General features: G+C 68.7%; 19 protein-coding genes. 10 read left to right on the top strand and 9 right to left on the bottom strand.

Going from position 1 to position 22,360, the window contains the following annotated elements:
• Positions 1 to 189 precede the first annotated feature (189 nt).
• The 3 genes from ASF57_RS00415 to ASF57_RS00405 form a co-directional block, all read right to left on the bottom strand.
• Complete coding sequence (locus ASF57_RS00415; protein ID WP_056478836.1) at positions 190 to 1,884, bottom strand: AMP-binding protein; 1,695 nt, start codon at positions 1,882 to 1,884, stop codon at positions 190 to 192.
• A gap of 85 nt (positions 1,885 to 1,969) precedes the next feature.
• A complete protein-coding gene (locus ASF57_RS00410; protein ID WP_056478833.1) occupies positions 1,970 to 2,656 on the bottom strand; it encodes a hypothetical protein in 687 nt (228 codons plus the stop codon).
• Positions 2,657 to 2,661: 5 nt separating this feature from the next.
• Positions 2,662 to 4,158: a leucyl aminopeptidase gene (locus ASF57_RS00405; RefSeq protein ID WP_056478830.1), complete on the bottom strand. Its 1,497-nt coding sequence runs from the start codon at positions 4,156 to 4,158 to the stop codon at positions 2,662 to 2,664.
• Between the two features lie 309 nt (positions 4,159 to 4,467).
• Between ASF57_RS00405 and lptF the strand changes: the two genes are divergently transcribed.
• Genes lptF through rsmA form a run of 5 tightly spaced genes read left to right on the top strand, consistent with a single transcriptional unit; the run spans position 4,468 to position 11,322 of the window.
• Positions 4,468 to 5,640, top strand: coding sequence for an LPS export ABC transporter permease LptF (gene lptF, locus ASF57_RS00400; RefSeq protein ID WP_056478827.1), 1,173 nt, complete (start codon positions 4,468 to 4,470; stop codon positions 5,638 to 5,640).
• 13 nt (positions 5,641 to 5,653) lie between these two features.
• Complete coding sequence (gene lptG / locus ASF57_RS00395) at positions 5,654 to 6,742, top strand: LPS export ABC transporter permease LptG (protein ID WP_056480068.1); 1,089 nt, start codon at positions 5,654 to 5,656, stop codon at positions 6,740 to 6,742.
• A 56-nt stretch (positions 6,743 to 6,798) separates the two neighbouring features.
• On the top strand, positions 6,799 to 9,408 hold the full coding sequence (locus tag ASF57_RS00390) for an LPS-assembly protein LptD (RefSeq protein WP_156375935.1): 2,610 nt from the start codon (positions 6,799 to 6,801) through the stop codon (positions 9,406 to 9,408).
• A 34-nt stretch (positions 9,409 to 9,442) separates the two neighbouring features.
• On the top strand, positions 9,443 to 10,465 hold the full coding sequence (pdxA, locus tag ASF57_RS00385) for a 4-hydroxythreonine-4-phosphate dehydrogenase PdxA (RefSeq protein WP_056478824.1): 1,023 nt from the start codon (positions 9,443 to 9,445) through the stop codon (positions 10,463 to 10,465).
• Positions 10,462 to 11,322, top strand: coding sequence for a 16S rRNA (adenine(1518)-N(6)/adenine(1519)-N(6))-dimethyltransferase RsmA (gene rsmA, locus ASF57_RS00380; RefSeq protein WP_056478821.1), 861 nt, complete (start codon positions 10,462 to 10,464; stop codon positions 11,320 to 11,322). Before pdxA ends, rsmA begins: the two co-directional genes overlap by 4 nt.
• Before the next feature lie 90 nt (positions 11,323 to 11,412).
• On the opposite strand, the gene ASF57_RS00375 is transcribed toward rsmA, so the two are convergent.
• The 3 genes from ASF57_RS00375 to ASF57_RS00365 all read right to left on the bottom strand — a co-directional run bounded on the left by ASF57_RS00375 (position 11,413) and on the right by ASF57_RS00365 (position 14,404).
• Positions 11,413 to 12,411 carry a TIM44-like domain-containing protein gene (locus tag ASF57_RS00375; protein ID WP_056480065.1) on the bottom strand — a complete coding sequence of 333 codons (999 nt, stop codon included), beginning with the start codon at positions 12,409 to 12,411 and terminating at the stop codon, positions 11,413 to 11,415.
• Between the two features lie 138 nt (positions 12,412 to 12,549).
• The gene (locus ASF57_RS00370) at positions 12,550 to 13,683 is read right to left on the bottom strand and encodes an ATP-binding protein (protein WP_056480062.1); all 1,134 of its coding nucleotides are present in this window, start codon (positions 13,681 to 13,683) and stop codon (positions 12,550 to 12,552) included.
• 88 nt (positions 13,684 to 13,771) lie between these two features.
• Positions 13,772 to 14,404 (bottom strand): helix-turn-helix transcriptional regulator, encoded by a 633-nt coding sequence (locus ASF57_RS00365; protein WP_056189898.1) that lies wholly within the window; start codon positions 14,402 to 14,404, stop codon positions 13,772 to 13,774.
• Between the two features lie 219 nt (positions 14,405 to 14,623).
• On the opposite strand from ASF57_RS00365, the gene ASF57_RS00360 reads away from it, so the two are divergent.
• A complete protein-coding gene (locus tag ASF57_RS00360; protein ID WP_056478818.1) occupies positions 14,624 to 14,998 on the top strand; it encodes a DUF952 domain-containing protein in 375 nt (124 codons plus the stop codon).
• A complete protein-coding gene (locus ASF57_RS00355) occupies positions 14,995 to 16,074 on the top strand; it encodes a quinone-dependent dihydroorotate dehydrogenase (protein WP_056478815.1) in 1,080 nt (359 codons plus the stop codon). The genes ASF57_RS00360 and ASF57_RS00355 overlap by 4 nt, the downstream gene beginning before the upstream one ends.
• A 50-nt stretch (positions 16,075 to 16,124) precedes the next feature.
• Here ASF57_RS00355 and ASF57_RS00350 read toward each other — a convergent pair whose 3' ends face one another.
• The gene (locus ASF57_RS00350; protein WP_056189890.1) at positions 16,125 to 16,412 is read right to left on the bottom strand and encodes a hypothetical protein; all 288 of its coding nucleotides are present in this window, start codon (positions 16,410 to 16,412) and stop codon (positions 16,125 to 16,127) included.
• A 341-nt stretch (positions 16,413 to 16,753) separates the two neighbouring features.
• On the opposite strand from ASF57_RS00350, the gene ASF57_RS00345 reads away from it, so the two are divergent.
• Together ASF57_RS00345 and ASF57_RS00340 are read left to right on the top strand one after the other, a co-directional pair.
• Positions 16,754 to 19,051 carry an FdhF/YdeP family oxidoreductase gene (locus ASF57_RS00345; protein WP_056478812.1) on the top strand — a complete coding sequence of 766 codons (2,298 nt, stop codon included), beginning with the start codon at positions 16,754 to 16,756 and terminating at the stop codon, positions 19,049 to 19,051.
• Positions 19,048 to 19,353, top strand: a complete 306-nt coding sequence (locus tag ASF57_RS00340; RefSeq protein WP_056478809.1) for a hypothetical protein — start codon at positions 19,048 to 19,050, stop codon at positions 19,351 to 19,353. The genes ASF57_RS00345 and ASF57_RS00340 overlap by 4 nt, the downstream gene beginning before the upstream one ends.
• Before the next feature lie 367 nt (positions 19,354 to 19,720).
• On the opposite strand, the gene ASF57_RS00335 is transcribed toward ASF57_RS00340, so the two are convergent.
• Positions 19,721 to 20,827 (bottom strand): alkene reductase, encoded by a 1,107-nt coding sequence (locus tag ASF57_RS00335; RefSeq protein WP_056478806.1) that lies wholly within the window; start codon positions 20,825 to 20,827, stop codon positions 19,721 to 19,723.
• A gap of 106 nt (positions 20,828 to 20,933) precedes the next feature.
• Positions 20,934 to 21,818 (bottom strand): CoA ester lyase, encoded by an 885-nt coding sequence (locus tag ASF57_RS00330; protein WP_056189874.1) that lies wholly within the window; start codon positions 21,816 to 21,818, stop codon positions 20,934 to 20,936.
• A gap of 200 nt (positions 21,819 to 22,018) precedes the next feature.
• Between ASF57_RS00330 and ASF57_RS00325 the strand changes: the two genes are divergently transcribed.
• Entirely contained in the window at positions 22,019 to 22,348 is a 330-nt protein-coding gene (locus ASF57_RS00325) for a DUF167 domain-containing protein (RefSeq protein ID WP_056478803.1), read from the top strand.
• Positions 22,349 to 22,360 lie beyond the last annotated feature (12 nt).

Below are 22,360 nucleotides of genomic sequence, written 5' to 3'. Positions count from 1 at the left end.
ATCCCTCCCGTGCGGCACATCCGGAGATGCGCCGGCGTGTTGCCCTGATCCGCGTGCCGTGACCCCTGCGTCACGACTGTCGAGACGAGACATCGTGCGGCGCCGACCGACCGGCAAGCTGTCCCGATGTCACTCCTTCGAAGTTACTTCTTCGATGGTGGACCGCGGGAGGTTACGCGGACGCGCAGGTTACGCCGTGGGCGGTTCGTCGCGGAGTGCCCGCCGCAGCACCTTGCCGACGTTGGTCTTGGGCAGGGCGTCGTGGAAGACCACCTGCCGCGGCACCTTATAGCCGGTGAGCTGCGTGCGCGCGTAGGTCCTCAGCGCCTCGGTGGTGATGGCCGGGTCGCGGCGCACCACGTGGGCGACCACCATCTCGCCGGTGTCGTCGCTGAGTGCGCCGACCACGGCGCATTCGCGCACCGCCGGATGGCTCGCGAGCACATCCTCGATCTCGTTCGGATAGACGTTGAAACCTGAGACCAGGATCATGTCCTTCATCCGGTCGACGATCCGGACTTGTCCGTCCTCCTGGAGCACCGCCACGTCGCCGGTTCGGAAGTAGCCGTCCGGCGTCGTCGCGCGCGCGGTCTCGTCCGGGCGCTTCCAGTAGCCGGCCATGACCTGGGGTCCGCGGACGCAGAGTTCGCCCGGGTGGCCCATGCCGACGTCGCGGCCATCCAGACCCCGGACCGCCACATCCGTCGAAGGTAGCGGATAGCCGATCGTCCCGCTCCATTCCGGAAGGTCGAGCGGGTTGACGCAGACCACCGGCGACGTCTCGGACAGGCCGTAGCCCTCGACGATCGCCTGGCCGGTGATCGCCTTCCACTTCTGGGCGACGGTGGCCTGAACCGCCATGCCGCCGGCGATGACGAAATCGAGCTTCGAAAAGTCGACCTCGGTAATTCTGGGGTGATTGATCAGGAGATTGAACAGGGTGTTCACGCCGGAGAAGTGGGTGAAGCGCGTACTCTTCAGCGTCTTGATGAAGCCGTCCGCGTCGCGCGGGTTGAGGATCAGCAGACAGCAGGCACCGATCTTCATGAAGAAGAAGAAGCAGCAGGTGAGCGCGAAGATGTGGTACAGCGGCAGCGCCGTGACCATCACCTTGCCCTCGCCGTACTCGGCCGAGACGCGGAACCAGGCTCGGCTCTGTTCGACGTTGGCCATGATGTTGCGGTGGGTCAGCATCGCCGCCTTGGCGATGCCGGTGGTGCCACCCGTGTACTGTAGGAAGGCCAGGTCGTTCGGCCCGATATCGGCGCGGATCTTGGGCTTGCCGGTCCCGGCATTGATCACCGCATCGAAGCGGAGCGCGAGACCAGCGGGGAAGCGGTAGGCCGGCACCGCCTTCTTGATGTGCCGCGACGCCAGGGTGATCAGCCGACCCTTGAGACCGAGGCCGTCGCCGGGGCCGGCAACGACCACCCGGTCGAGGCTGAGATCCGGCAGGGCCTGCACCACCGTGTGGGCGAAGTTTTCCAGGACGAAGAGGATACGGGCGCCCGAATCGTTCAGCTGCGCCGTCAATTCGCGGGGCGTGTAGAGCGGATTGACGTTGACGACGGTGCAGCCAGCGAGCAGCGCGCCGAAGATCGTCGCCGGATAGGCCATGACGTTGGGCATCATGATCGCGACGCGGTCGCCCTTGACGAGGCCCTGATCGGCGAGCCAGGCCGCCACGGCTTCGGCTGTGTCTCCGAGCGCCGCGTAGGAGATGCGGGTTCCGAAGCTCTCGAGCGCCGGACGCGACGCGGTTTGCGTCATGCACTCTTCGAACAGGTCGACCAGCGTTCCGAGACGGGGGATATCGAGTTCCGCCGGAATACCCGGCGCGTACGCCGACAGCCACGGCCGCCCGGCGCTTCGGGACTCGAACATGTGTTTCCTCCCTGCGATGCGACTCGGCAGCTTCCTGCGTCCTTAGTTCACATCTAAACTATCCTCGGCCATCCCGGCTTCGGGATCAAGCGGCGGCTTGTGCAGGCTGGGAACGATCCCGCCGGGTCGTCAGTCGCACGCAGCTAAGGTGCGGTAGGAAGGCGATGCAGGCCAGGGCGGCGGCTAACACGGCATCCTCCCCTGTCATGGCTCGGCGCGGCCAGTTCCCGAAGCCCGCCGCATGGGCCAGGCCGAGCACCGCGAGGGCGAACCACAGCGCGAGATAGCGCAGAACGATCGCGAGGCCGGCGCGCAGCCAGGTCCGGGGGCGTGCCGGCGCGTTTCCGATCAGCAACGCACCGATAGCCAGGGCCGTGGCGAAGACCATCGCGGCGAGTGCCGAGCCGAGGGCATAGGCGGCGGGCATCGCCTGCTGCGTGAGGAAGGCGGTGCCGCCGCTGGCAAACGCGAGGCGCAGGGTGACGCCGCCGAAGGTCGGATGGAGGCAGACCGCCAGGAAAACCGTGAACGCGAGGGTTCCGCCGATCAGCCGACGCGGCCAGCCGGCCTGGCCGGGTCGCAGGATGCGCAGGCCGAGGCGCGCCAGCCCATACACGATCGCCACGGTGAAGAGCGGGTAGCGATCGAGGAAGAAGCCGTAGAACCGCGCCTCCAGCTCGGGCGGCAGAACCGTCCGCTGGTCGAATCCCGTGGCGAAGGCGACCCCGATCGCCAGGAGCGCGGCCGCCAGCGGGATGACGGCCGCCCACACGCGGCTCAGGCCTCGTAGTTGTCGCGCACCAGGCGGTCGAGCAGACGCACGCCCCAGCCCGCGCCCCAGCTCCGGTTGATCTCGCTCGGCGAGGACGACATCGCCACGCCGGCGATGTCGAGATGGGCCCACGGCACGTCGTTGACGTAGCGCTTCAGGAACGAGGCCGCCGTGGCGGCGCCGCCGTGGCGACCGCCGGAGTTCTTCATGTCGGCGAACTTGGAATCGATCGCCTTGTCGTAGGCCGGGATCAGCGGCATCCGCCACACGGCCTCGCCCGTTGCTTCGCCGGCGGCGGTGATCTTAGCCGAGAGGGCATCGTCGTTCGAGAACAAGCCGGCGATATCCTGGCCGAGGGCCACGATGATGGCGCCCGTCAGGGTGGCGAGATCGATCATGAACTTCGGCTTGTAGGCGCTCTGGATGTGCCACAGTACGTCGGCGAGGACGAGACGTCCCTCCGCATCGGTGTTGATGATCTCGATGGTCTGGCCCGACATCGAAGTGACGATGTCGCTCGGGCGCATGGCATTGCCGTCCGGCATGTTCTCGACGATGCCGATGGCGCCCACCACGTTGACCCGCGCCTTGCGGCGCGCCAGCGCATGCATCGTGCCCACGACGCAGGCTGCGCCGCCCATGTCGCCCTTCATGTCCTCCATGCCGCCGGCGGACTTGATCGAGACACCGCCGGAATCGAAGCAGACGCCCTTGCCGATGAAGGCGATCGGCGCGTCCGACGCGTCATCCGCCCCGTTCCAGCGCATCACCACGACGCGGGCCTCCCGGGCGGAACCCTGGGCCACCGCCAGCAGAGCGCCCATGCCGAGCGCTTCGAGCTTGCCGGGGCCAAGCACCTCGACCTCGACGCCGAGGTCGGTCAGCGCCTCGGCGCGACGGGCGAACTCCTCCGGAAACAGGACGTTCGGCGGCTCGTTGATGAGTTCGCGGGCCAGGACGACGCCGTCCGCGACCGCCTCGGACACCTGGGCGGCCGCTTCAGCGGCGGCCACATCCGCCACCATCAGGGTCAGGGACGTGCCCTTCGCGTCATCGCCCTCGGGCTTCTTCTTGGTCTTGTAGCGATCGAAGCTGTAGTGCCGCAGACGGGCGCCGAGGGCGAAATCGGCGGCATTCTCGGCCGAGACGTCGAGGCCGGCGAGGATCAGGGCGGCGTGGGCGCTCCGACCCGCGACCTTGCTGGCGGTGTAGCCGCCGAGCGCGGTCCAATCGATCTTGGCGCGATCCTTCTCCGAGCCGAGGCCGATCACCACGAGGCGGTCGGCATCGAGGCCGGCGGGAGCCGGTAGCGCCAGGGCCGACAGGGACTTGCCTTTGAAGCGCTCGCTGGCGGCTGCGCGCGCGACGAGATCGGCGACCCCGCCGCCGATGGCCTGGGCCACGGACGGTGCCAGGGCGAGATCGTCGCCGACGAAGAGGACGACGTCGCCCCGGCCCACCGAGCCGAGAGGCCCGAACGTGATCGAAATTCCGTCCGCCATGACGCTAGCTTTCCGAAGGATTGGGCTCGAACGAGAGGCGCGTTCGAAGTGATGCGCGCAGGATGTGCGGAGGAACACGGGCTTCGACGTGCCCCTCCCAAGGCTTCTGTGTACCCGTTGAGGCAGAGAACGCAACGCGACCGGACGGCCGTGAAAGCGCCCGAATTGGCGCGCCCGGATCGGGCTGGCCGGTCGGGGGGCGGGACAGGTCGAAACGCGCGGGTGGAATCCCGCCGGGTGAGGCGAGATCGGTCCATGAGGGTCGATCCACCGGAACCTGACTCACGAGAACCCGATCCACGAGATTCGATGCCGCAGATCGAGCGCTACATCTTCAGACTCGCGCTCGGGGCGTTCCTGGCCTGCCTCGTCGGCCTCACGGGCACGATCTGGGTGACGCAGGCCCTGCGCGAACTCGACCTGATTACCGCGAAGGGCCAGACGCTGGTCATCTTCTTCCTGATTACCGGGCTGTCGCTGCCGACCCTGATCACCGTCATCGCCCCGGTCGCCCTGTTCATCGCCGTCGTCCACACCCTGAACAAGCTGAACGGTGATTCCGAGCTGATCGTGATGTCGGCCGCCGGGATGCGGCCGCGACAGATCCTGCGTCCGTTCCTCAGCCTCGGTCTCGCCGTCAGCCTCGCGGTGGCCTTCCTGACGATCCAGGTCATGCCGTCCTCCTTCCAGGAGCTGCGTGACGTGCTGACCCGCGTGCGGGGGGACTTCATCGCCAACGTGGTCAAGGAAGGGCAGTTCACCAGCCTCGACAGCGGCATCACCTTCCATTTCCGCGAGCGCGGACCCGGCGGCGCCCTGCTCGGCCTGTTCATCCAGGACAAGCGGGAAGCCGGCAAGTCGGTGGTCTATCTCGCCGAGCGCGGCCAGGCGCTCGAATATGGCGGTCAGAGCTATCTCGCCTTGGAGAAGGGCAGCATCCACCGGCAGCAGAAGGACTCCCGCGACGCCTCGATCATCACCTTCGAGCGCTACACCGTCGATCTCGCGGCCTTCACTCCGCCCGATGCGGAGCTGGTCTACAAGCCTCGCGAGCGCGCCACCGCGCAGCTGCTGTTCCCCGACACCGGCGAGACCTACTACAATCAGCAGAAGGGGCGCTTTCGGGCGGAACTACACGACCGGCTCTCGTCTTGGCTCTACCCGCTGGCCCTGACCTTCATCGCCTTCGCGGCACTGGGCGATCCGCGCACCACGCGTCAGGGGCGCGGCCTCGCGGTCGCGGCTGCGGTGATCGCCGTGGTGGTCGTGCGCATCGGCGGCTTTGCCGCGTCGAGCGCCGCCGCGCGCAGCCAGGGCGCCGTGATCGCGGTCTACACCGTGCCCCTCCTGGCCATCCTCGTCTCGGCGCTGCTGATCTTCCAGGGCGCCGCCGTGCGGGACTGGAACGCGCGGACGAGACGGGCCCTGGGCCGGTTCGCAGGCCGCCTCCTGGGACGGCGTCCCCGACTCGGGGTGAGCTGAGGCGCGCATGTCCATCCTGATCGGCGCCACCCTCGGCCGCTACTTCGCCATGCGCTTCGTGCGCACGATCCTGGGGGTGTTCCTCACGGTCTTCACGCTGGTCTACACCCTCGACTTCGTCGAGCTGCTGCGGCGCGCCGGCGACGCCGAGGGTGCATCCCCAGGCCTGATGGCGCAGCTCTCGCTCTACCGCACCCCCGCCGTGGCCGAGGGCGTGCTGCCCTTCGCCATCCTGTTCGGGTCCATGGCCGCGCTGCTCCAGCTCTCGCGCAAGCTCGAACTCGTGGTGGCGCGGGCGGCCGGCATCTCCGCCTGGCAGTTCCTCCAGCCCGGCGTGTTCGTGGCGCTCGCCATCGGGGTCTTCGCGGTGGGCGTCTACAATCCGGTCTCGGCGCTGATGAAGCAGCGCTCCACCGAAATCGAGGCGAAGATCTTCGCCCGCTCCAGCAAGGCCAATTCCGGCAAGGACCTGTGGATCCGCCAGCGCAGCCTCGACGGGCAGGCGATCATCCGGGCCGATACGGCGGTGGAGGGCACCACCGCCCTCGCGGGGGTCTCGGTCTTCACCTTCGACGAGGCGGGCGTGTTCACCGCGCAGATCGAGGCGGCGCGGGCCAGCCTGCATGATGGCTACTGGGAGCTGAGCCAGGCCCGCGTGATGGCGCAAGGCCAGCCGGCCGAGACCTACGACACCTACCTGATCGCCTCGACCCTGGTGCCGTCCCAGGTGCGCCAGCGCTTCACGCCGCCGGAATCCGTGCCTTTCTGGCAACTGCCCGAAACCATCGCACGCTCCGAACGAGCGGGCCTCGATGCCACCCGCTACCGTCTTCAATACGATGTGCTGCTCGCGAGACCTGTCCTGTTCTTGGCCATGGTGCTGGTGGCGGCCAGCGTTTCCTTAAGGTTCTTCCGCTTTGGTGGTGTGGGAAAGCTGGTGCTGGGCGGCGTCGCGGCGGGGTTCGTGCTGTACGTCGCCCGACAGGTGCTGGAAGGCCTCGGTGCCTCGGGAATCGTGACGCCGGCTGTGGCGGCCTGGTTCCCGGCCGTGGTAGGGAGTCTCCTCGGTACGCTCACGCTTCTCTATCAGGAGGACGGCTGATGTCGGACTCGGCGATGGGGATGGGTCAGGGGCCTTGGCAGGAGTTGGGACTGGCGTTGCGTAAGGTCGCCGACATCGCGTTGGCCACGGGGTTCGTGGCACTGCTCACCGTCGTCGCACCCGCGCCGCTCGGAGGGTCGGCCCGCGCGCAGGCCGCGCCGAAAACCGCCGCGGGAAAACCCGAATCCAACAGAGTCGAATCCGGCAAACCCGTCGAACGCCTCCTCGTGGAGGCCGCCGAGCTGATCTACGACAACGACCGCAACACCGTGACGGCGCGCGGCAATGCCGAGCTGCATTACGGCCCGCGCGTCTTGCAGGCCGACCGGGTCATCTACGATCGCAAGGCCAGCCGGGTCTTCGCCGAGGGCAACGTGCGCCTCACCGAAGCCTCGGGCGACGTCGTCACCGGCGCCAAGATGGAGCTGACCGACGATTTCCGGAACGGCTTCATCGATGCGCTGCGGGTGCAGCAGAACGTCGAGCTGAACGGCCAGACCGTGCGGACCCGGTTCTCGGCGCCCCGCGCCGAGCGGATCGAGGGCGACAGCACCAGCTTCGAATACGGCACCTACACCGCCTGCGAGCCGTGCAAGAACAACCCGGAAACGCCGCCGCTCTGGCAGATCCGCGCCACCAAGATCGTTCACAACAACGAGACCCACACCGTCGCCTTCGAGGAATCGACCCTCGAGATCGGCGGCATCCCGATCGCCTATCTGCCGTATTTCGAGACCGCCGACCCGACGGTGAAGCGCAAGACCGGCTTCCTGACGCCACGCTTCCTCACCTCCACGGCGCTCGGCTCCGGACTCGCGACGCCGTTCTTCGTCAATCTGGCGCCGAACTACGATCTCACGCTCTCACCCGCCTTCCTGAGCAACCAGGGCGTACTCGGTCAGGCCGAGTTCCGGCATCGGCTGGAATCCGGCTCGTACAACCTGCGCCTGTCCGGCATCTTCCAGACCACGCCGAGCGCCTTCCTGCCCGGACCGCTCGGCGCCGGAGATCGTGACTTCCGCGGCTCGGTGGAGACCAAGGGCCAGTTCTACATCAACGACCGCTGGCGTACGGGCTGGGACATCGTCGGCGTCACCGACAAGTGGTTCCTCGACAATTACCGCATCCGCAACCAGAGCATCACGACGGATTACTTCCGTGAGGCGGTGTCGACCGCCTACCTGATCGGTCAGGGCGACCGCTCGTGGTTCGAGGCGCGGGGCTACTACTTCAAGGGCCTGTCGAGCTTCGACTGGCAGAAGGAGCAGCCCTTCGTCGCGCCGGTGATCGATTACGACAAGCGCATCAACGGGCCGGGCTTCCTCGGCGGCGAGGTCCGCTTCGAGGCCAATATCACCAGCCTGAACCGGCAGGCGACCGACTTCCAGGCCATCGGAACGCCGACCGCCTACCTGCAGACTCCGACCATCAACGGCCGGACCTACTACCTCTACGAGACCTGCACGTCGTTCTCGCGCGGCCAGTGCGTCATCCGGGGCCTTGCCGGAACCAACACCCGCGGGTCGGCCCAGCTCTCCTGGCGCCGCAGCTTCATCGACGATGTCGGCCAGGTCTTCACGCCCTTCGCCTACCTGCGCACCGACGCGTTCTTCGTCGATCCGCGCAATTCGGGCTACCAGAACGCCCTGTCGACGAACATCGCGACGCAGGATTCGGACTTTTCCGGCCGGGTCCTGCCGGCGGTCGGCCTCGATTACCGCTATCCGTTCGTCAGCAATTTCGGCCCCCTCGGCGTCCACACCCTTGAGCCGATCGCCCAGGTCATCGCCCGCCCGAGCGAGACCCGGATCGGCCGTCTGCCCAACGAAGACGCCCAGAGCCTGATCTTCGACGACACCTCGTTGTTCGAGTGGGACAAGTTCTCGGGCTACGACCGGGTCGAAGGGGGTGTCCGCACCAATCTCGGCGCGCAATACTCCGTCGTGACCCCGGCCGGCTGGTACGCGAACGTGATGTTCGGCGAGTCGATCCAGATCGCTGGCGTCAACTCGTTCCGCCGCGGCGACATCGCCAATGTGGGCCTCGATTCCGGCCTCGACAGCCGGGCCTCCGATTTCGTCGGCCGGTTCCAGCTCTCGCCGAACCAGAACATCACCTTCATCACGCGCGGGCGCTTCGATCACGCCGACCTCGGCGTGAACCGGGTCGAGACCGGCGTGATCGCCCGACTGGCGCCGTTCGCGCCGATCGACCTCTCGGCGTTCTATTCCTACTACCGGGCCCAGCCGGCCCTCGGCTTTGCCAATCGGCGCGAGGGCGTGACCGCCTCGGCCACCTACCACGTCACGCCAAACTGGTTCGTCACCGGCTCGGCCCTGGTCGACCTGTCGCACTATCTCGACGTGCGCGACAACTTCCAGACAGCCTATGCGTCCTACCTTGCCAACCCGGTCGGGGACGCGCCGGTCTATCGGAATCCCGGCCGCGCCTACCTGTCGGGCATGAGCATCGGCGGGGGCTACCAGGACGAGTGCACCACCATCTCGGTCAACTACATCGTCTCGCCGGTCGCCGCCTCCCTCGGCACCAGCGAGCGCAACCGGACGGTGCTGCTGCGGCTGGAGCTGAAGACGCTCGGCGAGGCGGATTTCCGCCAGAACCTGAATACGGCCATCACGGCCGATGGCATCTCGACGGTCCGTTGAGGCGGACAGCCGTCCGAACCCGGAGCGTATCGCGATGAGCAGCCTGCATGGGCCCATCGCCCTCACGCTCGGAGACCCCGCCGGGATCGGCCCTGAAATCGCCCTGATGGCTTGGCGCCTGCGCGACGCCGGGGCGGGGCTGCCGCCGTTCTTCCTCGTCGGCGATCCCGCCTTCATCGAGCGGCGGGCGAGCGAGCTGAACCTGCAGGTGCCGATCGCCGATGTGGGACCGGATCTCGCCACGGAAGTGTTCGGCCGCGCCTTGCCGGTGATGGCCCTGCCGAGCGGCAGGGCCGTCCACGCCGAGGCCGGACGCCCCGATGCCGCCAATGCCGGCGCGATTCTGGAATCGATCATCACGGCGGTAGAGCTCGTCCGCTCCGGGGCCGCCACCGCCCTCGTCACCAATCCGATCGCCAAATACGTCCTGACCCAGGTCGGCTTCGCGCATCCGGGCCATACCGAGTTCCTGGCCGCCTGCGCGGTGCCCCCCGGCGAGACCCCGCCGCTGCCCGTGATGATGCTGTGGAGCGAGACCCTGGCGGTGGTGCCGGTCACCATCCACGTCGCCCTCCGGCGGGTGCCGGAGCTGCTGACGCAGGACCTCGTGATGCGCACCGCCCGCATCGTCGATCACGACCTGCGCCGGCGCTTCGGCCTTGCCCGGCCCCGTCTCGTTCTATCGGGGCTCAACCCGCATGCGGGGGAGAACGCCACCATGGGCACCGAAGACCGCGATGTGCTGGAGCCGGCGGTGCTTCAGCTGCAGGCCGAGGGCATCGACATCCGGGGGCCTCTTCCGGCCGACACCCTGTTCCACGCGCGGGCGCGGGCGAATTACGATGTCGCGCTGACGCCGACCCACGACCAGGCCCTCATCCCGATCAAGACCCTCGCGTTCGACGAGGGCGTCAACGTCACCCTGGGCCTGCCGTTCATCCGCACCTCGCCGGACCACGGCACCGCCTTCGACATCGCCGGCAAGGGCATCGCGCGGCCCGACAGCCTGATGGCGGCCCTGCAGCTTGCCGCGCGCCTCGTGAAGGCCGGCTCGTGAGCGAGGACGGAAGCACCAGCAGCGACGGCCTGCCGCCCCTGCGGGAGGTGGTGCGCAAGCACGGCCTCGAGCCGAAGAAGGCGCTCGGCCAGAACTTCCTGTTCGACCTCAACCTGACCGGGCGCATCGCCCGCTCGGCCGGGCCGCTCGACGGCGTCACCGTGGTCGAGATCGGCCCCGGTCCCGGCGGCCTCACCCGGGCGCTCCTGGCAGAGGGGGCCGCCCGGGTCATCGCCATCGAGCGCGATCCCCGTGCGCTTCCGGCGCTGGCCGAGATCGCCGCCCATTATCCCGGTCGCCTCGACGTGGTCGATGCCGATGCCCTCGCCTTCGACCCGGTGCCGCTGATCGGGTCCGGGCCGGCGCGGATCGTTGCCAACCTGCCTTACAATATCGGCACGCCCCTACTGGTGGGCTGGCTCGCCGGTGCGGCCTGGCCGCCCTGGTGGAATTCCCTGACGCTGATGTTCCAACGCGAAGTCGCCGAACGCATCGTGGCGGACGAGAACGACCGCGCCAATTACGGCCGCCTCGGTGTCCTCTGCGGCTGGCGGACGGAGGCGCACATCCTGTTCGACGTGGCGCCGTCGGCCTTCGTGCCGCCGCCGAAGGTGACGTCGTCGGTCGTGCGGCTCACGCCCCGGCGCGCGCCCCTGCCCTGCTCGGTCCAGGCTCTCGAGGCGATCACCCGGGCGGCCTTCGGGCAGCGCCGCAAGATGCTGCGCCAGAGTCTGAAGGCGGCAGTTCCCGATCCGGCCCGGCTGCTGGACGCGGCCGGCATTCCCGAGACCGCACGGGCCGAGGAGGTTCCGGTCTCGGCCTTCGTGGCGATGGCGCAGGCCTACAGGCCGACCTGATCACCGCCTTCCGAAACGCGAAAGGCCCCTGCGCGGATGTCTCCGCGCGCGGGCCTTTCGTTCACAGGCTCGCTTTCGAAGCCGGTCGCTTCAGCGACCCTGCTGGATCGCCGAGAGGATCCAGCGGCCGCCGCGCTCGCGCACGAAGGTCCACAGCTCCACCGCCTCGGGCTCGCCAGTCTCGACGACCCGCTGCGTCTTGCGGTCGAAGGTCACGTCCTTGATGGCGTAGCGCATCGCCACCGTGGCGTACTCGGCATTGCCCTCGCCCCAGCTCTCGGACAGGTCACCCTGGAGGAGCTTGACGTCGGAGATCCGGTTGACGACGCCGCGCGCCTCGTTGGCCCGCAGTTCCTCGATGAAGTAGCCGGCCATTTCCGGGGTGGCGAGGTTGCGGAGTGCGGCCACATCCTCACGCCCATAGGCGGCCTGCACGTCGTTGAGGTTGATCTCGAAGCTCTCGAAATCGCCCGGTCCGATCTGGACCGGACGCGCCTGAACCGGCTGGACCGGAGCGGGACCGCGCTGGGCGTTGCCGTAGCCGCCACCCAGAGGACCACCACCCAGAGAACCGCCCGGTATCGGGCCGGGGTTCATGCCGCCGCCGTCGAGATTCTGGCGGGCGTGGCCGGCGGCGGCGGGCTGGCCCTGGCGCCGGCGGAACCAGCGTACCGCGAAGGAGACGAGCAGGACCACGAGGCCGACCTGCAGGATCAAACCGAGGAACGAGGCGATGCCGCCGAGGCCCCCGAAGAAGCCGCCGCCCAGGAGTGCGCCGAGCAGGCCCGCGCCGAGCAGGCCGGCCATGAAGCCGCCGCCGAAGCGCCGGCCGGGCTGCGCGGCGGTGTTCATCCCGGGATTGCCCATGGCGGGACCGGGCTGGGTCTGCGAACGCTGGATCGGAGCCGGAGCGCCGGGAGCCGTGGTGGTCGCCGACGGGGGTGCGTAGGTGCGCGACCCGCGCGAGCCCATGCCACCGCTGCTGCCGCTTCCGGGACGCGCCTCGACGACCGGCGCAGCGAGCGCCAGCGTCGCGGCGAGCGCGAGGATGGACGCCGCGCGCTTACGGCGAGTGGTGGAGGTGAGCATGAAAACGCCTCTGATGAACATCACGGAAGTCTCGGCGCGAACGCCGCTCCTGATATGGTGACGTTCGCGCCGGAGTTTTAGTCCGTTGATCTTCGGGAATTCCAACGGAGATGTCCGCTCGCTCCGCCCTGAGCGTGCTTAGAGGGCAGCGGGGAAGACCATCCGGACCGTGGCGCCCTCCCCGGGCTTCGAGTCGATCGTCACCGTGCCGTTCTGGCGCTTGACCAGGCCATGCACGATCGCCAGCCCCGTGCCGCGGCCGGCCTCGCGGCTGGTGACGAAGGGGGCAAGCGCCCGGGCCGCCATCTCGGGCGACATGCCCTGCCCCTCGTCGGTCACCGTGATCCCGACCGCGCCGTCGCCCGGACGCTGGAGCGCCCGATCCCCGGGCGGAACCGAGAAGGTCGCCACGGTGATGCGGCCCGCGGCGGGCATCGCCTCGCAGGCATTGGCGACGATATGGCTGAGCGCCAGTTCGATCTGGTTCGGATTGCTCAGGCCGCACGCGAGACCCGGAATGGTGCGGATCTCCAGGGTGATGCGCGTGGGCAGCGTCGGGCCGATGCGGGCGCCGAACACTTCGATCAGGCGGTTCAGGTCCACGGGGCGGACATCCGGGGCGATGCGGCGCGAGAACGCCAGCAGCTGGCGGGTGAGGATCGTGGCGCGCTCGGCGGCATCGGTCGAGCGCAGGATCGCCCGCTGGATGAAGGGCTCCTCCCGGTCCCCGAGGCGACGTTTCAGGCCATCGATGTAGCCGATGAGAATCTGCAGGAAGTTGTTGAACTCGTGGGCCACGCTGTTGGTGAGCAGTCCCAGCGCCTCGCGCTGACGTGAGAGCGCCAACGCACCCTCGGCGTCGCGCCGGCGGGTCACGTCGATGATCTGAGCGAGACGATACGGAGTTCCGGGGATGGGCACGACGAAGACCTCAGCCCAGAAGGCCGCGCCCCCGGCGGGGCGGACCAGCACCTCGACGCCGTCCGGGCAGCGATCGGACAAAACAGGGTCGAGGGGGGTCGCCGCCGACCGGTCCGCATCGAAGCCGAGGAGCGCCCGCAGGTCGCCATCGAGGGGCGCGTCCGATGCGCGTTGGGCGAGTGCGTGGAGGGCTCGGTTGGCGGCGACGATGCGGCCGCCGGCTTCCTCAGAGGCCAGGAGAGCGGTCGGCACCGCCGAAGCGGCCACGCAAGCCGCGATCCCGGCCTCGATCGCGCCCTCGCCGGCCGTCTCTTCGACCGCCGCATGCTCGTCCGTTCGGGGCGATGCCATGGCCTGTCCGCCGCTGCGAGGCACGCGGCCCCTGTGGCCGACAGGCATAGCCGTAACGGCAGGGGCGGCAAAGCCGCGGGTGGTCGGGCTACTGCCGCACCCACATCACCCGGCCGATCCAGGCGATATCGCTCACATTCACCACCCGGTCCTCATGATCGGGATTGAGGGAGGCCAGCTCGATGGTCCGCGCCGTCTTGCGCTTCAGCTCCTTGGCCAGGACCTCGCCGGCGGCGAGGCGCACCACGACGCGGTCGCCCTTGCGCACGCCGGCGGTGGGTGACACGATGAGCACGTCGCCGTCGCGGTAGAGCGGCGCCATCGAGTCGCCCTGCACCTCCAGGGCGAAGGCGCGGTCGTCGCCGAGGTCGGGAAACTCGATCTCCTCCCAGCCGGGACCGCCGGTCGGCATGCCCTCGTCGGTGAACAGACGCCCCGCCCCCGCCTGCGTCATGCCCACGAGGGGGATCATGGTGCGCGCCGGCCCCTCCCGCACCTCGATCAGCCTCAGGAATTCATCGAGGCTGGCGCCGGTGGCGGACAGGACCTTCGAGACCGATTCGGTGGAGGGCCAGCGCTTTCGCCCGTCGGGTCCGATGCGCTTCGACCGGTTGAAGCTCGTTGCGTCGAGGCCGGCCCGCCGCGCCAGACCAGATGCGGAGAATCCGTGACGTTCCGCCAAGCGGTCGATCGCGGTCCAGATCTGTTCATGAGACAGCATCGAAAGCTCAACGCGTGCTACGGCTAAGACGTCCAGCCTAGTGATAGGAAAGTAGAACTAATTCGTTTAGATAGCAATCTCGTGAGCAATGCAAATGCGGCCGGATGTCCGCGCCCGATAACCCTGACAACCCATCCGGTTAACTTGGTCGGTGAGGTTGCGGTTTCGCGGCCCGGAACGTGGTTTGATCGCCTCCCGGAAACCCGTTAGGGAGCGGGCATGTCGATCGTCTACAAGCTCTCTCCACGGGATCTCTGGCGCCGGGCCGAAGCGGCGGGCCGCTTCGAGGGGGCTCCGATCGACCTGGCCGATGGCTACATCCATTTTTCCACTGCCGCTCAGGTGATCGAGACCGCCGCGCGCCACTTCGCCGGCGTCGACGACCTCCTGCTCGTGGCCGTCGACGCCGAAGCCCTGGGCGACGCCCTGCGATACGAACCTTCGCGAGGGGGCGACTTGTTCCCGCATCTGTACGGACCCCTCGATCTCGGCGCGGTCCGCTTCGTGGTCGACCTGCCGCTCAGTGCCGATGGCCGGCACGTCTTCCCGGGCGATCTGAGTTCCCAGGCGGTGAATTCGGGCGCACGGGCATGATTGGCGCGCTGTTTCCGCTGGCGAAACCACTCCTGCACCGGCTCGACGCCGAGACCGCGCACAATCTCACATTGCGTGGCCTGTCCGCCCTGCCGGTTCTCGACCCGAGGGCCGACGATCCGCGCCTCGAAATCGAGGTTCTGGGCCGACGTTTTCCGAATCCAGTCGGTCTCGCGGCGGGGTTCGACAAGGGGGCCGAGGTGCCGGATGCGCTGCTCGGTCTCGGCTTCGGGTTCGTCGAGGTCGGCGGCGTCGTTCCGAAGGCGCAGCCGGGCAATCCCCGCCCGCGCGTCTTCCGGCTGACGCGGGACGGCGCGGTCATCAACCGCTACGGCCTGAACAGCGAGGGGCTCGACGTGGTGCGCGCGCGCCTCGCCGCCCGCCAGGGACGGCCCGGCCGCATCGGCGTCAACATCGGCGCCAACAAGGACTCGACCAACCGCCTCGCCGATTACGTGACCTGCACCCGCGCCCTGGCGCCGCTGGTCGACTTCGTCACCGTCAACGTCTCGTCGCCGAACACGCCGGGCCTGCGCGATCTTCAGGGCGAGGCCTTCCTGGACGAGCTTCTGGCCCGGGTCGTCGATGCCCGCGACGCCGTCCATCCGGCCACCGCCATCCTGCTCAAGATCGCCCCCGACATCACGCTGGCGAGCCTCGACGCCATGACCGCCACGGCGCAGCGGCGCGGCGTATCGGGCCTGGTGGTATCGAACACCACGATCGCTCGCCCCGAGAGCCTGCGGGACACCGCCCTCGCCCGGGAGACGGGCGGTTTGTCGGGCCGGCCGCTTTTCGCCGCGTCGACCCGCCTTCTGGCCGAGACCTACCTGCGGGTCGGCGCGAGCCTGCCCCTGATCGGCGTCGGCGGCATCGACTCCGCCGAGACCGCCTGGACCAAGATCCGGGCGGGCGCCAGCCTGGTGCAACTCTATTCGAGCCTCGTCTATGCCGGGCCGGGGCTCATCCCCGAGATCAAGCGCGGCCTCGTCGCCCATCTCAAGGCCGACCACGCGACGAGCCTCGCCTCCGTCGTCGGCCGCGACGCCTCCAGCCTCGCGACCATGGCGGGCTGACACCTGCGTCGGCCCGGCACCGATCGCGGGGCGCCACCCATTCAGACCGCTCAGCGCGGCCGACGTCGCCCCGTGCCGGCCAGAACCGCCCCTCCGGCCGCGAGGCCGAGCAGGATCCACTTCAACGGCAGGCGTCCCGCCGCCTCGCTCGGCAGCGGCTCGGTCACCATCCGCCCCGGCGCGATCTCGACGCCCGGCTTGCCGTAGGCCTGGGCATCGGCGATCTGCTCGCGGGAGACGGCCCACTCGGCCCCGATCTGGCGATCATGCGCCATCACCGCCACCCCGACGGCGATGGCGGTGGCCAGGGCGGCAAAGACCCGAACGGGCGTCCTCATGATGTCGGCTTTCGCAGCTGCGATCTCATCGGCATGTCGGGTGTCCCGGAGACCACGGCCTCGTTGCGCGGATTTTGCTCAAAAACCGTGCCCGCCAGATTTGCTCGTTATTCCGGCCCGCTCTCCATGCCCGAGACCCATGCGTCCTGCATAGCCGGAACGGCGTTGCGGTTTCGAATGAGTTTAACCTCTCGGAAAGCCGCCCTGCACGAAACGCATGGCACCCCTAAGCGCAGGACTGGCCTGCGTTTTTGCATCGTTGAGCCCTTCCGGTGCACTGCGATATCGGGAGTAGCGTTCTCGTCTCTTCGATAGCACCCGTGTCTCAGCCAGGACCCTCGATGGATCATCCGGTCGCGTCCCCCAAGCGTTCCTCCGCCGCCGGCGGATGGGGCGCGTTGAAAAGCTGCGGCAAGCATCTCCTGGGGAGCCGGGCGCCGCTCTCGGGTGCGCGGGCGATGCTCAAGGCCAACCAGCCGGACGGCTTCGACTGCCCGGGCTGCGCCTGGGGCGATCCGGAGCACGGCTCCTCCTTCGAGTTCTGCGAGAACGGCGTGAAGGCGGTCTCGTGGGAGGCCACCGACAAGCGCACCCCGCCGAAGTTCTTCGCCAAGCACACCGTGACCGAGCTGCGCGGCTGGACCGACTATGCCCTGGAGGGCGAGGGCCGCCTGACGCATCCGATGCGCTACGACGCGGCTGCCGACCGCTACGTCGTCACCACCTGGGATGCCGCTTTCGCCGAGATCGGCGCCACTCTGCGCGGCCTCGCGTCGCCGGATCAGGCCGAGTTCTACACCTCCGGCCGCGCCTCCAACGAGGCCGCCTACCTGTATCAGCTCTTCGCGCGCCATTTCGGCACCAACAACTTCCCCGACTGCTCCAACATGTGCCACGAGGCCAGCGGCATCGCCCTGCAGGCGGCGATCGGCGTCGGCAAGGGCACCGTCCTGCTCGAGGATTTCGAGAAGGCCGATGCGATCTTCGTCGTCGGTCAGAATCCCGGCACCAACCATCCCCGCATGCTCGGCGATCTGCGGCGTGCCGCCCAGCGCGGCGCCAAGGTGGTGGTGTTCAACCCCGTGCGCGAGCGCGGCCTGGAGCGCTTCGCCGATCCGCAGAACACCGTGGAGATGCTGCGCGGCGCGAGCGCGCCCGTGGCGAGCCACTATTACCAACCACGCCTCGGCGGCGACATGGCGGCCTTCCGGGGCATCGCGAAAGCCGTGCTCGCGGCCGATGACGCGGCGCTCGCCGCGGGCAAGCCGTCGCTGCTCGATCGCAGCTTCCTGCGCAACCACACCGCCGATTACGAGGCCTACCGGGCCGTCGTCGATGCCACCACCTGGGACGCGATCGAGGATCAGTCCGGTCTGTCCCGTGCCGATATCGAGGTGGCGGCCGGGGTCTACCTCGCCGCCGACAAGGTGATCTGCACCTGGGCGATGGGCGTGACCCAGCACCGGCACTCGGTGGCCACCGTCCGCGAACTCGCGAACGTCATGCTGCTGCGCGGCCATGTCGGGCGCCCCGGCACCGGCCTGTGCCCCGTGCGCGGCCATTCCAACGTGCAGGGCGACCGCACGGTGGGCATCAACGAGAAGCCACCCGCGAGCCTCCTCGACGCCCTTGAGCAGGAGTTCGGCTTCGCGGCGCCGCGCAAGCACGGCCACAACGTGCTCGCCGCCATCGGGGCGATGCTCGACGGCTCGTCGAAGGCCTTCATCGGTCTCGGTGGCAATTTCGCCCGGGCGACGCCGGACACCACCCTGGTGGCCAAGGCCCTGGCCTCGTGCGACCTCACCGTCCACATCGCCACGAAGCTCAATCACTCCCACCTCGTGCCGGGCCGCGTCGCCTACCTGCTGCCCTGCCTCGGCCGCACCGAGATCGACCGCAACTCGAAGGGCAGGACCCAGATCGTCACGGTCGAGGATTCGATGAGCATGGTCCACGGCTCGGGTGGCATCAACAAGCCGGCCTCGCACGAACTGCGCTCGGAGATCGGCATCATCGCCGGCATGGCGGCGGCGACGGTCGGATCGGAGCGGGTCGACTGGGCGGCTCTGGCCGACGATTACGACGGCATCCGCACCCTGATCGAGCGCACGATCCCGGGCTTCACCGGCTACAACCTGCGCGTCCGGCGCCCGCGCGGCTTCATGCTGCGCAATCTGGCGGCCGAGCGGAACTTCGAGACGCCGACCGGCCGGGCCAACTTCGCCGCCCATCCGCTGCCGGAGAGCACGGAGCATCAGCAGGCGAAGCGCGATCCGGGCACCTTCGTGCTTCAGACCTTCCGCAGCCACGATCAGTACAACACCACGATCTACGGCCTCGACGACCGCTATCGCGGCGTCTACGGCGAGCGCCGGGTGGTCTTCGCCCATCCGGACGACCTCGCCGAGATCCGCGCTCTGACCGGCGACCGGGTCGACATCGTCGGCACCCATGCGGACGGCGTCACCCGTGTGGCCGAGAACTTCCGCCTCGTGCCCTTCGACATGCCGCGCGGCTCGCTGGCCGGGTACTATCCGGAACTCAACGTGCTCGTTCCGCTCTCGACCTTCGGCGCGGAGAGCGACACGCCGACCTCGAAGTCGGTCCTTGTGCGCCTGCGCGCCCCGATGGCCGCATGAGTGAACCGCCCGCGGACGCCGAGACCTTCCTGGCGGCGACCGACTCGGTGGCCGCGCTTCAGCCCGGGCTCACGACCCTGGAGGCGGGCATCCTCGCCGGCCTCCACCTCCGGCTCGCCGACGACAGCCGCAGCTTCGCCCGGGTGTTCGGCATCGAGCACGCCCTGGTGCTGCGGGCGGTCGAGACCCTGGCGAGCGATGCGGGCCTGCTGACACTGACCGAGCGAAACGCCAGGACCCAGCGCACACGCTACGCGCTCAACGCGGCCGGCGACGCTGTGCTGGCCCACCTGCACGGTTAGGCATCTCGTTCCGAGCTGGGAAGTTCCGGCCAACGCCGCGATGTCGATCCTTTCCCGGTATGGAAGGAAATGACATTCGCTGAGGTGCGTGCCGAAAGATCAATTTTACCACCGAGTCATCCCGGGGCCGCGCAGCGGAGCCCGGGACCCAGAAACGCAGGTGGCGCAAGACGTTGCACCGTCAGCGGCTCTGGATTCCGGGCTCGCCTGCGGCGCCCCGGAATGACCCTGAGGTTCCATTTGCGATCACCTGCCCGCGTGGGAAGGGTCACGAGACAGGTGACTCCGCCAGCTTCCAAGACTGTAAGGTCCCTCAGCGAAGCCCCAACTCTTGCTCCCTCCCGGCGGGGGAGAAGAAATCGGCGGCTCAGCGCTTGATCGCCACCGGCCCGTTCATCCCCGGCCAGTCCGAGTAACCGTTGGCGCCGCCGCCGTACCAGTATGGCTTCGGGGCCTCGGCGAGGGGGGCGCCGGTTTCGAGGCGCTGCACCAGATCCGGATTGGCGATGTAGGGGCGCCCGAAGCTGAAGAGGTCGGCCCGGCCCTCCGCCAGATCCTTCTCGGCCAGCTCCAGGGTGTACTGGTTGTTGCCGATATAGGCGCCGTTGAAGCGCTCGCGGATCTGCCCGAAATCGACCGAATCCGGCACGTCGCGGGTCTGCTGCGTCACCCCCTCGATCGTGTGCACGTAGAGCAGGTCGAACGCGTTCAGGGCCTCGACATAGGCGCCGAAGGTCGCCTTCGGGTCGCTGTCGAGCGGCGTCTTGCCGGGCTCCGTGGTGGCGGGCGAGAGCCGGATGCCGACGCGATGGCCGCCGCCCCAGACCTCGGTCACCGCCTTCACCACGGCGAGCGGGAAGCGCAGGCGGTTCTCGATCAAGCCGCCATACTGGTCGGTGCGGTGGTTGGTGGAATCGCGCACGAACTGTTCGAGCAGGTAATTGTTGGCCGAGTGGATCTCGACTCCGTCGAAGCCCGCGCGCTTGGCGTTCTCGGCAGCCCGGCGGTAATCCTCGACGATGCCGGGGATCTCGTCGGTCTCCAGGGCACGCGGCGTGACGTGCGGCTGCATCCCGGATTCCGTGAAGGCCGTGCCCTCGGGCTTCAGCGCCGAGGGCGCCACGGGCAGCTGTCCGTCCGGCTGGACGTCCGGGTGCGAGATCCGGCCGGTGTGCCAGAGCTGGAGGAAGATCAGGCCGTCATTGGCATGGACCCCGGCGGTGACGGGCTTCCAGGCTTCGACCTGCGCGTCGCTCCAGATCCCCGGCGTGTAGGCGTAGCCCACTGCCTGGGGCGAGATGTTGGTGGCCTCGCTGATGATGAGGCCGGCATTGGCGCGCTGCGCATAGTAATCCACCGCGAAATCCGGCGGCACCCCCTCGGTCGAGGACCGGCTGCGGGTCAGCGGCGCCATCACGACGCGGTTCTTGAGCGTCAGATCGCCCAGGGTGAAGGGTTGGAGGATCGGGCTCATGCGGTCGGCTCTGTCCTGGATGGAGCGGGCGCGCGGTGGCGCCCGGTTTCAGCCGGGACAAGCACCGACGCCCGAGGGTGTTCCGCCATGCCGCCGCACGAGGCTGTCAGTAGCCCTTGGCGGCAATCGCCTCGCGCCAGTTCACCGCGCGGCGGGCCATACTGATATGCTGGCGCTCGTACATGCGGCCCTCGATCTTGATGGCGCCGCGCTTCGCGTTCTCCGCCTTCTCGAAGGCCTCGATCACCAGCCGGGCGCGGCGGACCTCCTCGTCCGAGGGAGCAAAGCAGGTATTGGCCGGCTCGAGCTGGTTGGGGTGGATCAAGGTCTTGCCGTCGAAGCCGAGGTCGCGGGCCTGCTGGCACTCGGCCCGGCAGCCATCCACGTCCTCGATGTCGTTCCACACGCCGTCGAGGATGGTCAGCCCCTCGGAGCGGGCGGCCGCCAGGGTGAACATCATCCAGGGCAGCATCGGCACCCGGCCGGGCACGAGCTGCGCCCAGGTGTCCTTGGCCAGATCGTTGGTGCCGAGCACGAAGCAGGTCAGCCGGGTGCGCCGGTCGCGCTGCGCCTTGGCGATCTCCTGGATATTCAGAATCGCCGCCGGGGTCTCGATCATCGCCCAGACGGCGATGCTCTCATGGGCGTCGAGGGCTTCGAGATGATTGGCGATGCTCTCCAGCACCGCCGGCGAGGACACCTTCGGCATCAGGATCGCGTCGGGCCGCGCCTCGATGGCGGCCTTGAGGTCGGCTTCGCCCCAGGGCGTCTGCGGCGCGTTCACCCGGATGATGATCTCGCGCGTGCCGTAGCCGCCGCCCTTCACCGCCGCGCAGACCTGCTCGCGCGCCAGATCCTTGGCGTCCGGCGCCACCGCATCCTCCAGGTCGAGGATCAGCGAATCGGCGGACAGGGTCTTGGCCTTATCGAGCGCCCTCTGGTTCGAACCGGGCATATAGAGCACGCTGCGGCGCAGGCGGAGGTCGGACATCGGGGCTTCCTGTGGTTTTCCCGGAAGCTTAGTGCAGCACGCCGGCCAGGACACCCCGGGACGGCCGGATTAGCGTGGCATTCCACCGAATTTGTTGCAGCGCACCGCGCGATCACCGAGGGATGTCCGGCTCCGGGCGAGACGAGACAAGTCGAGACCGAGACATGGATAGACCGGATACGATCCCGCATCGGTGACGGATGGACGAGCCCTATCAACAGATCCCCGAGGGTCTCCGCCTCGCCGTACGGCTGACCCCGCGGGCGAGCCGCGAGGGATTGGACGGTCTGGTGGCGGATGCGGAGGGGCGGATCGCCCTGCAGCTCCGGGTGGCCGCGCCGCCCGTGGAGGGCGCGGCCAACGCGGCGCTGATCGCGTATCTGGCCAAGACCCTGAAGCTCCGTCGATCCGACATCCGGATCGCCTCCGGCGAAACCGCCCGCCTCAAGATCGTCGTCCTCTCCGGCGACGGACCGTCCCTCGCCGCCCGGCTGGCCGACTGGACGCATGGAACCCCCCTGCGTCGCTAGAAGCGGGCGCCC

The organism is Methylobacterium sp. Leaf117, from assembly GCF_001422985.1.
Lineage (GTDB): Bacteria > Pseudomonadota > Alphaproteobacteria > Rhizobiales > Beijerinckiaceae > Methylobacterium.
This window is presented reverse-complemented; position numbering and strand designations above follow the sequence as displayed.

Excerpts from the sequence above, each read along its gene's own strand:
- ASF57_RS00415 (WP_056478836.1), bottom strand. The coding sequence starts at position 1,884 with ATGTTCGAGTCCCGAAGCGCCGGGCGGCCGTGGCTGTCGGCGTACGCG.
- ASF57_RS00405 (WP_056478830.1), bottom strand. The coding sequence starts at position 4,158 with ATGGCGGACGGAATTTCGATCACGTTCGGGCCTCTCGGCTCGGTGGGC.
- lptF (WP_056478827.1), top strand. The coding sequence starts at position 4,468 with ATGCCGCAGATCGAGCGCTACATCTTCAGACTCGCGCTCGGGGCGTTC.
- pdxA (WP_056478824.1), top strand. The coding sequence starts at position 9,443 with ATGAGCAGCCTGCATGGGCCCATCGCCCTCACGCTCGGAGACCCCGCC.
- ASF57_RS00375 (WP_056480065.1), bottom strand. The coding sequence starts at position 12,411 with ATGCTCACCTCCACCACTCGCCGTAAGCGCGCGGCGTCCATCCTCGCG.
- ASF57_RS00370 (WP_056480062.1), bottom strand. The coding sequence starts at position 13,683 with ATGGCATCGCCCCGAACGGACGAGCATGCGGCGGTCGAAGAGACGGCC.
- ASF57_RS00365 (WP_056189898.1), bottom strand. The coding sequence starts at position 14,404 with ATGCTGTCTCATGAACAGATCTGGACCGCGATCGACCGCTTGGCGGAA.
- ASF57_RS00360 (WP_056478818.1), top strand. The coding sequence starts at position 14,624 with ATGTCGATCGTCTACAAGCTCTCTCCACGGGATCTCTGGCGCCGGGCC.
- ASF57_RS00355 (WP_056478815.1), top strand. The coding sequence starts at position 14,995 with ATGATTGGCGCGCTGTTTCCGCTGGCGAAACCACTCCTGCACCGGCTC.
- ASF57_RS00350 (WP_056189890.1), bottom strand. The coding sequence starts at position 16,412 with ATGAGGACGCCCGTTCGGGTCTTTGCCGCCCTGGCCACCGCCATCGCC.
- ASF57_RS00345 (WP_056478812.1), top strand. The coding sequence starts at position 16,754 with ATGGATCATCCGGTCGCGTCCCCCAAGCGTTCCTCCGCCGCCGGCGGA.
- ASF57_RS00340 (WP_056478809.1), top strand. The coding sequence starts at position 19,048 with ATGAGTGAACCGCCCGCGGACGCCGAGACCTTCCTGGCGGCGACCGAC.
- ASF57_RS00335 (WP_056478806.1), bottom strand. The coding sequence starts at position 20,827 with ATGAGCCCGATCCTCCAACCCTTCACCCTGGGCGATCTGACGCTCAAG.
- ASF57_RS00330 (WP_056189874.1), bottom strand. The coding sequence starts at position 21,818 with ATGTCCGACCTCCGCCTGCGCCGCAGCGTGCTCTATATGCCCGGTTCG.
- ASF57_RS00325 (WP_056478803.1), top strand. The coding sequence starts at position 22,019 with ATGGACGAGCCCTATCAACAGATCCCCGAGGGTCTCCGCCTCGCCGTA.